The sequence below is a fragment of the Salegentibacter sp. Hel_I_6 genome (genome assembly GCF_000745315.1).
Classification (GTDB): Bacteria; Bacteroidota; Bacteroidia; order Flavobacteriales; family Flavobacteriaceae; genus Salegentibacter.
Genome location: NZ_JQNQ01000001.1, coordinates 3616046 through 3629755, shown reverse-complemented (window position 1 = coordinate 3629755; position 13710 = coordinate 3616046). Strand labels below are relative to the sequence as shown.

11 protein-coding genes are annotated in these 13710 nt (G+C 37.0%); 7 read left to right on the top strand and 4 right to left on the bottom strand.

Translation table 11 applies throughout. From position 1 onward, the window contains the following. Positions 1-229: 229 nt before the first annotated feature. Both FG27_RS16040 and dnaK read right to left on the bottom strand, forming a co-directional pair. A complete protein-coding gene (locus tag FG27_RS16040; RefSeq protein ID WP_037320892.1) occupies positions 230-1756 on the bottom strand; it encodes a hypothetical protein in 1527 nt (508 codons plus the stop codon). A gap of 498 nt (positions 1757-2254) precedes the next feature. Beyond that, positions 2255-4183: a molecular chaperone DnaK gene (gene dnaK, locus FG27_RS16035; protein WP_037320890.1), complete on the bottom strand. Its 1929-nt coding sequence runs from the start codon at positions 4181-4183 to the stop codon at positions 2255-2257. 250 nt (positions 4184-4433) lie between these two features. Here dnaK and FG27_RS16030 point away from each other — a divergent pair, with 250 nt between their 5' ends. From FG27_RS16030 to FG27_RS16015, 4 genes are all read left to right on the top strand, one after another. Further along, positions 4434-5867, top strand: coding sequence for an L-serine ammonia-lyase (locus tag FG27_RS16030; RefSeq protein ID WP_037320888.1), 1434 nt, complete (start codon positions 4434-4436; stop codon positions 5865-5867). A 434-nt stretch (positions 5868-6301) separates the two neighbouring features. After that, positions 6302-6922, top strand: a complete 621-nt coding sequence (locus FG27_RS16025; protein WP_037320887.1) for a type II CAAX prenyl endopeptidase Rce1 family protein — start codon at positions 6302-6304, stop codon at positions 6920-6922. Positions 6923-6994: 72 nt separating this feature from the next. After that, positions 6995-7999 carry an alcohol dehydrogenase gene (locus FG27_RS16020; protein ID WP_037320886.1) on the top strand — a complete coding sequence of 335 codons (1005 nt, stop codon included), beginning with the start codon at positions 6995-6997 and terminating at the stop codon, positions 7997-7999. 243 nt (positions 8000-8242) lie between these two features. Beyond that, positions 8243-9274, top strand: a complete 1032-nt coding sequence (locus FG27_RS16015) for a formylglycine-generating enzyme family protein (RefSeq protein ID WP_037320884.1) — start codon at positions 8243-8245, stop codon at positions 9272-9274. Positions 9275-9279: 5 nt separating this feature from the next. Here the strand turns inward: FG27_RS16015 and FG27_RS16010 are convergent, their stop codons facing one another. Further along, on the bottom strand, positions 9280-9738 hold the full coding sequence (locus tag FG27_RS16010) for a nuclear transport factor 2 family protein (protein ID WP_037320882.1): 459 nt from the start codon (positions 9736-9738) through the stop codon (positions 9280-9282). Positions 9739-9800: 62 nt separating this feature from the next. Here FG27_RS16010 and panB point away from each other — a divergent pair, with 62 nt between their 5' ends. From panB to FG27_RS18770, 3 genes are read left to right on the top strand one after another with little or no spacing between them, the layout of a single operon-like run. Beyond that, positions 9801-10619 carry a 3-methyl-2-oxobutanoate hydroxymethyltransferase gene (gene panB, locus FG27_RS16005; protein ID WP_037322378.1) on the top strand — a complete coding sequence of 273 codons (819 nt, stop codon included), beginning with the start codon at positions 9801-9803 and terminating at the stop codon, positions 10617-10619. 51 nt (positions 10620-10670) lie between these two features. Next, positions 10671-11369 (top strand): RluA family pseudouridine synthase, encoded by a 699-nt coding sequence (locus FG27_RS16000; RefSeq protein WP_037320879.1) that lies wholly within the window; start codon positions 10671-10673, stop codon positions 11367-11369. A gap of 18 nt (positions 11370-11387) precedes the next feature. Beyond that, positions 11388-12110, top strand: a complete 723-nt coding sequence (locus FG27_RS18770; protein WP_051935894.1) for an energy transducer TonB — start codon at positions 11388-11390, stop codon at positions 12108-12110. Here the strand turns inward: FG27_RS18770 and FG27_RS15990 are convergent, their stop codons facing one another. Next, entirely contained in the window at positions 12111-13655 is a 1545-nt protein-coding gene (locus FG27_RS15990) for a hypothetical protein (protein ID WP_037320878.1), read from the bottom strand. Between the last annotated feature and the right edge of the window lie 55 nt (positions 13656-13710).

The window sequence follows — 13710 nt, the reverse complement described above, 5'->3', positions numbered from 1 at the left end:
AAGTCTTTGACTCTACTCTACCCTGCCGCTAAAATAGCAAGAAAAAAAACCTTAACTCAAAAGACTCGAGTTAAGGTTCTACAGAAATATATTCTTTAAATCCCCGACTCAAACAATAATCGGGGTTCGCCAATATCCACCTCTCATTGGAATATTGAAGCTCAGTTCCTAGCATTTCTGAAAGAGATGAAACAATAACCTTGATCCGGGACCTTAGGAAGTTGTTAGCTTAAATACATAGATTCTCACCAAATTCTATCACTTCCTGATCTAAAATAATAATCTGGCCCGATGGGGTAATCCTCAAAAGAAACCTGTCTATTTGTAAAGGCGCACAACTACTTACTATTTTACTCGCTATTAACTCATAACCGCTACAAGCTTCCTTAATAGCTCCGTTTTCTATATCATTTATACTCCAGTAATAATCGTTGGCTAAGGCTAGTAATAAAGCGTCCCCTTTAGAATCTATGTTTCCTAAGAACTCCAGCAATTCCTCATCGGTAGTAATAAGTTGATTCACTCCATCTGTCTGCTCCCTGATGAAAGTATAACATCCTGCTGGCAAACAACTTATTACGAAACCATCATCAGCAATAAGATTATTGAATTCATTGGTGCAATTAGCCATATCTTCAGCACCTGCACATAATTCGCCCTGGGAGAAATTAAATATAATTTCATCCAAATAGGTTACAATTTCGAAATAATCAACGGGGTTTTCAGGGATAATAGTTTCGTAAAAAGAAGATTCTGGAATAGCTTCAAATTCGCCACACTCGGTAGCTCCTTCATCACAATTAATAAATATATGCACATATTCATTGGTCTCTCCATCAGCATTTAACAAGTCTTGAACTTCATTCCAACTCAAAGTTCCATTTACTGATTGACCATTAGCATCGCCGTAATTATCTTCCCAATCAATCAAAGTGGCAACGTAATATAAATAAGGTTCATCGGCTGCTTCATCATTTTGTGGTCCGGGAATAGCTAAACAAAGTGGATCAGCATAAAATTCACCATCCTCACCAGTCATAGGAATTTCACCTGTATATAACGGTGCACCATTAGCATCTGTGCCATAATAAATATCAAGACTGTAAGTAGCGGTATAATGTCTTCCCGAATTTGTACAATAATTCGCAAAGAAGCATAATTCATAAATAACCTTTGGAGCTATATCAAAGAATTGATATCCATAAAGATTTACTAATCTATCGTCGAAGCACAGAACATCAACATTTGTGTAAGTTTTAGATCCAGCCCTCAGATTCCAGGTAAATGGCAAAGGATTTTCTACAAGATCTGCGAAATCACTTCCAATTTTTGGAGCGGCCCAGATGATCTCTCCTGGTTCATCATCTACATTGGTCCAGACGAAAAACTCATTTAAAGTTACCGAAACACTAGTTTCCCCACTCGGGATTGGAATCTCTAAAGCTTCATCATAAACTGTGAATAAACCATTTTCATCTTCTAAAATTTCAATTACTATATCTACAGATGTCCCTTCGTCCCCATAAGTTAGAACGATTTGTGCAAAACCGGGCGCCTCTTCGCTACAATCTGGAATATCCTCTAAAGACTGTCTTGATTGTTGATCATTAAAATCATTTAGAATAGCTCCCAAATGAACTATAGCTACATGCTCATTGGTTAGATTATCTGGGATTACTTTTTCATCATTACTACAGGAGACGATCAGTACTACCAGAAATAGCATTAGAAATCGTTGCAATCTGAAATTTTCCATAATTATTAAAATTGAGTGGTTAATAACAAAGCACTACAAAATCAGTCCATACAAAATTGTATGTCTTAATGATTTCTACGAGGGGATAAAATGGCAGGGGTCAAATAATAAATAGTAATCTAAAAGTGATTCAGGATTGAATCGTTATCAAAACTATAGAATCTCATAAGAATATATTATAGGGGATTTCCTTTAAAAAAATAACTATCTCTTAAAGGTTCTAATCCTCATCAAATCAAAAGTATATAAGTGAAGTATTTTATGTGTAAGGAAAGCTCATCTTTCAATGAGATGACCAGATCATAATGATTGCGTTTCTCTGATTTTATTAACTCTCCCTTCCAGTCAAAATTTGTGCATAAAAAAAGCCCCGCATTGCTGCGAGGCTTTTCAAGCTTATTGTGATTCGATCTCGTGAAGATCCCGAAATGTGAGTTCAGGATAAGCGATTCGCACATTTTTCTTTAGCGCAAAGCGCGAAGAAAAATGGCTTTCTGCTTACTTCACTTCCTCAAAATCTACATCTTCTACGTCGTCTCCGCTTTTAGAGTTTCCTCCAGCTTGTTCGCCGCCTTCGGCTCCGGTAGCACCTTGTTGTGGTCCTGCCTGTCCGCCTTGTGCGTCAGCTTGTGCTTTATACATTTCTTCAGAAGCTGTTTTCCAGGCTTCGTTCAATTTGTCTAAAGCAGGAGTGATTTGATCCAACTCTTTGGTTTCGTAAGCTTTCTTCAATTCTTCTAAAGCTTCTTCTACCGGCTTTTTCTTGTCTTCAGAAATCTTATCACCAAATTCTTTTAACTGCTTTTCAGTTTGGAAGATCATAGCATCAGCTTCGTTCAGCTTATCTACTTTTTCTTTGGTTTTCTTATCGCTTTCAGCATTTGCTTCAGCTTCTTTCTTCATCTTCTCGATTTCTTCTTCGGTTAATCCTGAAGAAGCCTCGATTCGAATGTCCTGAGATTTTCCGGTTGCTTTATCGGTAGCGCTTACTTTAATAATACCATTGGCATCAATATCAAAAGTCACTTCAATTTGAGGTGTTCCTCTTGGCGCTGGTGGAATTCCATCTAAGTGAAATCTACCAATTGTTTTGTTATCGGTCGCCATTGGACGCTCACCCTGCAATACGTGGATTTCCACTGAAGGCTGATTATCGGCAGCCGTAGAGAAGGTCTGTGATTTCTTAGTTGGAATGGTTGTATTGGATTCTATAAGTTTTGTATTAACTCCTCCCATAGTTTCAATACCTAAAGAAAGAGGAGTAACATCAAGTAACAATACATCTTTTACATCTCCGGTTAATACACCACCCTGGATAGCTGCACCAATTGCAACAACCTCATCTGGGTTTACACCTTTAGAAGGTTTTTTACCGAAAAATGCTTCTACTTCTTCCTGAATTTTAGGAATACGGGTAGAACCACCAACAAGAATTACTTCGTCTATATCGCTTTTTGAAAGTCCTGCATCGCTAAGCGCTTTTTTAACAGGATCCATAGAGCGCGTTACCAATTCTGAAGCCAATTGCTCAAATTTAGAACGGCTAATAGTTTCTACAAGGTGTTTTGGCCCGCTGGAAGTTGCCGTTACATAAGGTAAATTGATTTCTGTCTGTGTTGAAGAAGACAACTCAATTTTAGCTTTTTCAGCAGCTTCTTTTAAACGCTGAAGTGCCATTGGATCTTTTCTCAAATCAATATCTTCAGCTTTCTGGAAAGAATCTGCAAGATAATCGATTAATACCTCATCAAAATCATCACCACCAAGGTGCGTATCACCATTTGTAGACAATACTTCAAATACACCATCACCTAATTCAAGGATAGAGATATCAAATGTACCACCACCAAGGTCATATACAGCGATCTTCTGATCTTGTGATTTTTTATCAAGTCCGTAAGCAAGTGCTGCTGCAGTAGGCTCGTTTATAATTCTACTAACTTTTAATCCTGCGATCTCACCAGCTTCTTTTGTAGCTTGACGCTGAGAATCGTTAAAGTAAGCAGGCACGGTAATTACCGCTTCAGTTACATCCTGTCCAAGATAATCTTCTGCAGTTTTCTTCATTTTTTGAAGCACCATTGCAGAAAGTTCTTGCGGAGTATATTTTCTTCCGTCAATTTCTACACGCGGAGTATCGTTATCACCTTTTACTACTTTATAAGGAACTCTTCCTGCTTCTTTAGAAGATTCAGAATATTTATTCCCCATAAATCTCTTTATAGATGCTACGGTCTTCGTAGGATTAGTTACCGCCTGTCTCTTCGCAGGATCTCCAACCTTTATTTCGCCACCTTCTACAAATGCAATAACAGATGGTGTAGTTCTTTTTCCTTCGGCATTAGGTATTACCGTAGGCTCGTTACCTTCCATTACTGCAACGCAAGAGTTGGTAGTTCCTAAGTCAATTCCAATTATTTTACCCATAATTCTATTCGTTATATTTTATATTATTGATTTCATTTCTTCGATGTGTTAAAGTCAATCTTTATGCCAGCAGAAAACTTATGACAGGTTGTCATTTATTTCTAAAACCTCTTGCCAAATCTGCGCTTTACCAAATAGTGAAAACCTAAAGCCTGTTCACAAACATTCCAGAAATCGTTTTAATATTCTTCAATTCATTCTACTTCATACTAACAAATCCTTATTTTTGCAGTAAAATAGGAGTTATACGATGCGAAAAATTGAATGTATTAGTGTTTTTGATATGTTGAAGGTTGGCGTGGGCCCTTCCAGTTCTCATACTTTAGGCCCATGGCGTGCAGCACAACGCTGGATTGCAGAATTAAAGCAAAAAGGCACTTTTGATGACGTGGAAAATATACATATAGATCTCTATGGCTCTCTTTCCCTTACCGGAATTGGGCACGCCACAGATATTGCTACTGTTTTAGGACTTTGTGGTCACGATCCTGTAACTATGGATATTTCGGTAATTGATCCTGAAATTCAAAAGATCAGGGAAACAAAAAAACTTCAATTTAACGGCGAAAAAGAGATCGATTTTAGCATTGCTAATGATGTAAAGTTTAACAAGAAATTCCTTGAGTTTCATCCTAACGGAATGACATTTCGGGCTAAACTGAAAAACGGTAAAAAAACATCTTCTTCTTTTTATTCTATCGGCGGCGGGTTCGTTGTAAAGAAAGAGCGTAAAAACGCCAGCAAGAAGATGAAAAGCTTTTTAGAATTTCCTTTTCCTATTGAAAAAGCTACAGAACTCCTCGCCTATTGTAAAGCTGAAAACAAACCTATTTCTGAAATAGTTCTGGAAAATGAAAAATCCCTTAGAACCGAAGAAGAAATAAATGCCGGCTTAAAACAAATTTGGGATGTGATGCTGGAATCGATGTTCATTGGCTGCCATACCGAAGGAACACTTCCCGGCGGACTCAATGTGAAACGCCGTTCTTTTGAAATGCACCAGCGCCTTATTGGGGAAGAAAAATATGATTCGCCCGAAGATTGGATAACCGCTATTAGAAGAACTGAAGTAAAGTTCAGGCAAATCCTTAAATGGGTAAGTTGTTTTGCCATTAGTGTAAACGAGGTAAATGCATCTTTGGGCCGTGTGGTCACCGCACCAACAAATGGTAGCGCCGGTACTGTACCTTCAGTAATGATGTATTATATGGTGATAGAAAACCACGAAGCTACTTTTGAAGATATGAAACGCTTTATGCTGGTTGCCGGTGAAATTGGCAGTCTCTTTAAAAAAGGAGCTACGATTTCTGCCGCAATGGGTGGTTGCCAGGCAGAAATTGGCGTATCCTCGGCAATGGCTGCCGGCGGATTAACAGAACTACTTGGTGGGACACCGGAACAAGTACTTATGGCAGCAGAAATCGCGATGGAGCATCATCTGGGATTAACTTGCGATCCTATTGCTGGTTTGGTTCAGGTGCCTTGTATTGAAAGAAACGCAATGGGCGCCATAAAAGCCATTAACGCAGCTGAAATTGCCCTGGAAAGCGATGCTACCAAAGCAAAAGTTCCACTGGATAAAGTGATTGAAACCATGTGGGACACCGCAAAAGATATGAATTCCAAATATAAAGAAACCTCAGAAGGTGGGCTTGCTGTAAAGGTGAATTTGAGCGATTGCTAATCCTGGCGTCATTGCGAAGAGCGAAGCGATGCGGAAATCTGTTCTTTGACTGCTTGTTGGTTTTTAGTTTGTAGTTTATGGTTGGGGTATTGATCTGTCATTGCGAGGAAGCGATAGCTGACGCGGCAATCCTTTCTTAATCCGTTCTCTGTTTTGGTTCCATTTAATTCAAAAAGAAAAATTGGTGAATTCGTGGTAAAGAAAAACGTCATTACGAGGAGGCCATAGCCGACGTGGTAATCTGTTTTGGTTCTGTTCTCGGTTTTAGGTTTTTAGTTCTCATTTTAGGTTTTATGTAATTCAAAATAAAAATTCGTGAATTCGTGGCTTAAAATATCATACAGTCTTAAATTGCAGCCATAATCAAATTCAATCCCTTGCAGCTCCTAAACCTCCCACCAAAAGTCAGTAATCTCTTTCGCAACTATTGGTTGATGATTGGGACTTACTTTTTGTTCTTTTTTATTCTGGGATTTCTAAACACCTTTTTACCAGAATTGGACCTGGAACAATACCAGCAAACCGAATTATTCAATTTAATGGATGAAAGTCCGTTGGCATTTATTCTTATGGCGGTTATTATAGCCCCAATTTTAGAAGAAAGTATGTTTAGGACACTCATTAAACCTTCTTTCACCGAAATCTATATTTTTATTTGTGCGGTACTTGCTTTTGTAGGCCTCGGTTTTATTCCGCAGGAAGCGCATTCATTACTTAAATATGGGCTGGTAATATTATCGGCTATTATCATTTTTCTTTTTTTGCAATCTCTTAAACCTTCAAGATTTCTTAGAGTATTTCGTATAATCCTCTACCGAAATTATAGGTTAATATGGCTACTTACCGCTGCTCTTTTCGGCTTGGTTCATATTTGGAATTACGTTGAAGGCTGGCAATTTGACCTGATTTTATTCCTGTTAATTTTCCCAAGAATTATCGCCGGGTATTTCTTTGGAAAAATAAAAGTCGAAAACGGAAACCTTATCTGGCCCATAACAATGCACGCCATGAATAACGGAATTGTAGTATTCTTCCTGCTTCCAAAGATTTTATAGACTTATTTAACAAAGGATTAAAACAGAAGCATTTAGCCTTTTTGTAACTTCAGTTTCCAATTAAAAAAAGTTATGAAAGCTGTACAGGTAAAAGAAAAAGGTGGTGATTTTCATGTTGTTGAAATAGACAAACCTTCACCAAAAGAAAACGAAGTTTTAATCAAGGTAGAAGCTTGTGGAATTTGCCATAGCGATGCTTTTGTAAAAGATGGCGCATTTCCAGGCATTGAATATCCGCGCATTCCCGGCCACGAAGTGGTAGGAATCGTTGAAGAAGTTGGTGCTCGCGTAAATAACTGGAAAAAAGGCCAGCGCGTTGGCGTGGGTTGGCACGGCGGACATTGTTTTGAATGTGAACCCTGTCGCCGCGGCGATTTTATTAGCTGTGAAAACGCAAAAATAAGCGGGATCTCTTACGATGGTGGTTACGCCGAATTTATGACTGCGCCACAGGAAGCGGTAGCAAGTATTCCGGAAGATCTATCTTCTGCTGAAGCTGCTCCCCTGCTCTGTGCCGGAATTACGGTTTTTAATGCTTTAAGAAATTCAGGAATTACCGCAGGCGACACCGTTGCTGTTCAGGGAATTGGCGGTTTGGGTCATTTGGCCATTCAATATGCCGCAAAAATGGGAATGCGCACCGTGGCCATTTCTACCAGCGACAGCAAAAAAGAACTAGCCGAAGAATTAGGGGCACACCATTTTATAAATGCAAAACAAAAAGATGCGGCCAAAGAATTACAAAATATTGGCGGTGCTAAATTAATTTTGGCCACTGCACCCAATAGCGAAGCAATTACCTCTGTAATTGGTGGCCTGGGAATAGACGGTAAACTATTAATGGTGGCAGCAACCGGAGATCCTATTGAGGTTTCGCCAATGGAACTTTTAATGGGAAGAAAATCGGTTGCGGGTTGGCCTAGTGGTACCGCAATGGATTCTGAAGATACTCTAAAGTTTAGCGCAATGACGGGTACAAAACCAAAAATAGAAGAATATCCGCTTGATAAAGTTAGTCAAGCTTATGATAAAATGATCAATAATAAAGCGAGATTTAGAGTGGTTTTAAAACCTTAATAAACTTTGATTTTTATAAAAAACTGCCACGGAATTTTCAAATACTAATTTTGAATTTCGTGGCTTTTCATTTGCGTGATTTTGCCACGAATTCACGAATAATAAATTTGGAAAGTTTTTCTTGAAATTTAAAAATCACTTGAAAATTTCTTTCCCCTTAATAAGTATAGATTAGTGCATTCGTGGCTCTTTTAATTTTCATCATTTCTATTCACTTATTTATCTTTAGCCGAAAATCTATTAATGCGTTTCTCCTTTCTAAAATATTTCATCGTCGCCTGTCTCTTCTGTTCATTTTTCAGCTGTAAAAATCAGGAAAAAGAGAAGGCTAAAACTTCCGAAGAAAAGATTGAAAAAACTGAAAAATCTTATCACGAAAAATATCTGGAAGAAATTGCAGCGATAGAAGAACGCGATTCAATTTCAACCTCCGGAATGCTAAAAATTGAAGGTGGGGAATATATGATGGGTGGAAATTCACAACAAGCAAGGCGCGATGAATTTCCGCAGCATAAAGAAACAATTGAAACCATTTGGGTAGATAAAACTGAGGTTACTAATGCTGAGTTCAGAAAATTTGTAGAAAAAACCGGATACGTAACTACCGCCGAACGCAGCTTTGAAATTAAAGGAGAAAAATTTCCTCCCGGTGCCATGGTTTTTAATCCTAATAATCCGCAGGCCTGGTGGAAATTTAAAGAAGGTGCTAACTGGAAACATCCGCAAGGCCCGGAAAGTGATATTGAAGGAAAAGAAGATCATCCCGTGGTGCAGGTTTCCTGGTATGATGCTATGGCTTATGCGAAATGGGCTGGAAAACGTTTACCAACTGAAGCAGAATTTGAATATCTGGCTCGAGGCGGAAAAGAAAAAGAGATCTACCACTGGGGAGATGATTTTGAGCAAGCTACCGATTTTGTTAATTTTCATCAGGGCGATTTTCCAGTGACTAATGAAGTAAAAGACAGTTTTGAGAAAACCGCGCCGGTAAAAAGCTTTCCTCCAAATGCTTTCGGACTTTATGAAATTTCAGGAAATGCCTGGGAATGGGTTTTAGATACTTATTATCCCAATGCCTATTCAAAACTGGAACAACGCACCGACGGTTATTTTAAAGAATATTTTAATGAAGAACAGCAAAAAGTAATTCGCGGAGGTTCTTTTTTATGTAGTGAATCTTATTGCACCGGTTATAGAAATGCCGCCAGAATGAGTTCTACTCCAGAAAGCGGTTTGGAACATTTAGGTTTTAGGTGTGTAAAAGATATAGAATAAAAGAATTATTCACAACCCGATTTGCTGCGGGTATCTACCAGGTAAATAATTTTCCACTCCCCTTCAGTCTTCATTAATTGAAAGGTATTTACACCGCAATGACTTAATTTATCATTTACATAAAAAGAATAGGGCGTACTTACATTAGCGATCATCCCATTAATATTGAATTCAAAGTCGTGCAATTTTTCTTCGAAATTTGTTGATTCAGGAATAGATGCAATAGATTTTAAAAAGTCTAAATATTCTTGGGTAGAAAGTGTGGTATTTCCTTCAGCATCTATAGCTATTGATTGCATTTTAATTTCAGAGTGTGCAAAACTTTTTAACTCTTTAGCATCCTGCGCATGAAAGGCTTCAAAAAAATCTTCAATAAGTTTCTTTGCTTTTTTCTCGTCTTCAGCATTTTGAGAAAAAGAAAAATTGAAGGTAACCAGAAATGCCAGTATTATTAATCGTTTCATCCAGATGCTTTTTGATTGTAGCTCACAAATTTACTACTTTTACTCAAATTAAAATTCAAGTAATGTCTATAGCTAAGAAAGAATATAAAAGAGTTACCACGAAGTCATTGGTAGATATGAAAAAGAATGGCGAAAAGATCGCTATGCTTACGGCTTACGACTACTCAATGGCGAAAATTGTAGATGGTGCAGGTATGGACGTTATTCTTGTTGGAGATTCTGCCAGTAATGTTATGGCAGGTCACGAAACCACACTTCCTATTACTTTAGACCAAATGATATACCACGCAACCAGTGTGGTTAGGGCTATTAATCGCGCGCTCGTAGTTGTTGATCTTCCTTTTGGAAGTTACCAGAGCGACCCCAAAGAAGCTTTGAGATCGGCTATTAGAATTATGAAAGAAAGCGGTGGCCACGCCGTAAAACTTGAAGGTGGAAAAGAAATTAAAGAATCGCTCAAACGAATTTTGCATGCCGGAATTCCTGTTATGGGACATTTGGGTTTAACCCCGCAATCCATATATAAATTCGGAACTTATACTGTTAGAGCAAAAGAAGAAGCTGAAGCTGAAAAATTGAAATCTGACGCAATTTTATTGGAACGTCTTGGGTGCTTTGCTATAGTCTTAGAAAAAGTTCCCGCGCAATTGGCCAGGGAAGTAGCCGAAAGTATAAGCATTCCGGTAATTGGAATAGGTGCTGGAAATGGTGTAGACGGACAGGTTTTGGTAGTTCACGATATGCTTGGAATGACCCATGAATTCAATCCCAGGTTCTTAAGAAGATATGCCGATCTTCACACTGAAATGACAAATGCTTTTGAGCATTACCGGGATGATGTAAAAAGCAAAAGTTTTCCATCTGATGATGAACAGTATTAATTCAGTAGGCAGCGAACAGTTGCAGTAGGCAGTATAAATAAAACCTTCTCTTTGGAAAAAATAATTTCAAACAAGAACAATCTTCAGATACTTTTTGAAGATAACCATATTATTGTGATAAATAAACGGCCTGGTGATATTGTACAGGGTGATAAAACCGGTGATAAACCGCTTAGTGAAGTTGTAAAAGAATTTATAAAAGAAAAATACAATAAACCAGGGAATGTTTATTTAGGTGTTGTTCATCGCTTAGACAGGCCAACCAGCGGAATCGTACTTTTTTCAAAAACTTCCAAAGCCCTGCCAAGACTTAACAAACTTTTTCAGGAAAAAGAAGCAAAGAAAACCTACTGGGCGATTGTAAAAAATGCTCCCCCGAAAGATTCAGATACTTTAATTCACTTTTTAAAGAGAAATCCGAAACAAAACAAATCTTACGCTCATATTAAAGAAGTTCCTGAAAGCAAAAAAGCTATTCTGGAATATCGACTTTTAAAAAAACTGGATAACTATTTTCTGTTGGTAGTAGATTTGCATACCGGGCGGCATCATCAAATTAGGAGTCAACTTTCAGCGATTGGCAGCCCGATTAAAGGAGATTTAAAATACGGATTTGACCGAAGTAATAAAGACGCCAGTATTCATCTGCATGCCAGGGAACTTAAATTTATTCATCCCGTAAAAAAAGAAGAAATTCACATTCTTGCACCTCCTCCAGATGAAGTGCTTTGGAATAATTGTGTTAACTAAAAAGTAACTAAATCACCTATGAAGAAACTTTACCTCAGCTTAATTTTTACAGTAATTTCATTTTCTGCATTTGCCCAGGATACCATTTATATGGATAATAAGTACCAGGAGTTAGATAATAAAAAGAATGCTGAATATTTCAAAATTATCACTCCTACTCCAGACGAAGATTATGAATTTTTAAGAACTTTACATTATTTAGACGGACAAATTAAATCTAAAGAGACATACGATTTAGAAAACGATAAGGAAATAAATGAAGGGGAGCATACATATTGGTATGATACAGGAGAACTTTTTTATAATATAGATTTTAAAAATGGAAAAAAACACGGTGATCTTATAGCCTATTGGAAAAATGGAAACAAAAGAAGACACGATGTTTTTAAAAGAGATCAGTTTAAAAATGGAAAAGTTTGGAATCAGGATGGTAAAGAAATTGAGCATTTTAATTATTTTATTCGGCCTGAATTTCCGGGTGGTTTAGCGACTTTATCTAAATATATTAAACTAAACATACAAATGCCTTCTGAGCATAATTCTACTCATAGGGTTGTGGTTAATTTTACTGTAGATACTGATGGCTCAATTATAGATATAAAGATAAAAGAAGATGCTCCTTCAAAATATACAGCAGAAGCCTACAGAGTAATAAAAGAAATGCCAAAATGGAAACCCGCTAAGCGATTTGGAGAAATAATTAAGATTAGCTATAGTTTACCACTCGTTTTTCAAAAATAACTATCTACTCACCAAAGCCGCCTTCTCAGCGATAACATTTGCCACCGGGCGATTTTCTATTTTGCTTTCCAGCCAGGAAAGAATATCGAGATAGAGAAATGCCCTACGCTCATATGGATGATCTTCAAACTCCTTCAGTTTACTATGCAGTTTTCTAAATTCATCCTTAATTTCAAGCGGCGAAACTTCAGGTAAATTTCTAAGAAAACGTATCATTTCCTTTTGAACTTCGTGAAGATCGTTCATCCTTATCAAGAACTTGTAGGTAGATTTCACCAAACGATCTAAATGATAATCCAGTCCGGCTTCGTAATGCGCAACCAGGCTCAATATTCTGGAGAAACACATTAAATCTTCCCGCATTTCAAGGGATTTATTATTGATAATTTTATTTAGAAATTCAATACACTTTTTATTGTTACCGTCCCCAAAATATAAACTCGCAATCTTATAATAAAACACCATAATATGGTGCTCATCAAGTCGATCTTTATATTTTTTAATTCGTTTCTGAATTTTCTCCACAAGTTCATCGCCATTTGCAAAATTGCCCTGCATAAAACGCAGGTTTAATTTATTGGAATACAGATATAGAAAAGCAAGCGCTTTAATATTATCGTCGTCTGGAATTTTAGGATCTTTTAAAGTAGCTTCAAGATTTTTCAAAGTACTTTCAAATAATTTGGTGTGATTTAAGTAGAAAAGAGATTCCAACAAGTAATGATTCCCTTTTAAATAGGAAACCGGATGTATAGGTACTAAATGTTTATGCTCATTAAAAAGATCTATCCATTTCATTGAGTAACGATAACAGGAAAGAAAGTCCTGAGTAATAAAGCTAAACCATAAATGAGCTTTGTAAAGCCATAATTTCTCCCTAAACCCAAGTTCGCTGAATTTATATTCTGGTAAGTTTTGATAGAAATAATTTCTAATACTATCGGCTTCTTCCTGAGTCCTGGCATAACCCATTTTTAAAAAAATGGCATATAGCTGCAAAGATAAATTAGAAAGCTTACTGGAAATTAAATTAAGAGCACTTAAGTCCCTGGTTTGTTGAATCAAACTTTCTGAACGGTTTTCTATGCTTCGAGTAATATATTGTGATTCTATAATCTTTTCAAGTTCCAGAATCTCATAAGCGAGGTTTTTTTCTTCGTATTCAAGCGCCTGACCTTTAATTTTATCCAGCAACTTTAAACTTTGTTTGTAAAGCCCTTTTCGATAAAGAATATAAGCGAAATCAAATTGTTCCCTTATTTGCACCGGAATGCTCTGATGTGCAGGGTTCAACCTTAAACTTATAAGAATTTGCTTATATAAATGTGCTTTTACATTAGATAATTGTTGTTTACTGATCTTTGTTTTCAACAGAATCTCTTTCTCATTATACTTTTTCAGCTTGGTCATTACCTTAAATAAATTCAGGAATTTACTATCGGTATTCACGCCAATCCTTCCCACATATAACGAAAATTGCCGCTTTTCAGAAGGCGAAAGCGACTTAATTAGAAAAAATAAGTTATCGGTTAAATCATTAGTCATTGTAACAACATAGTTTTTAACTTACTGAATATCAGTATATATAGACTTGAATTTA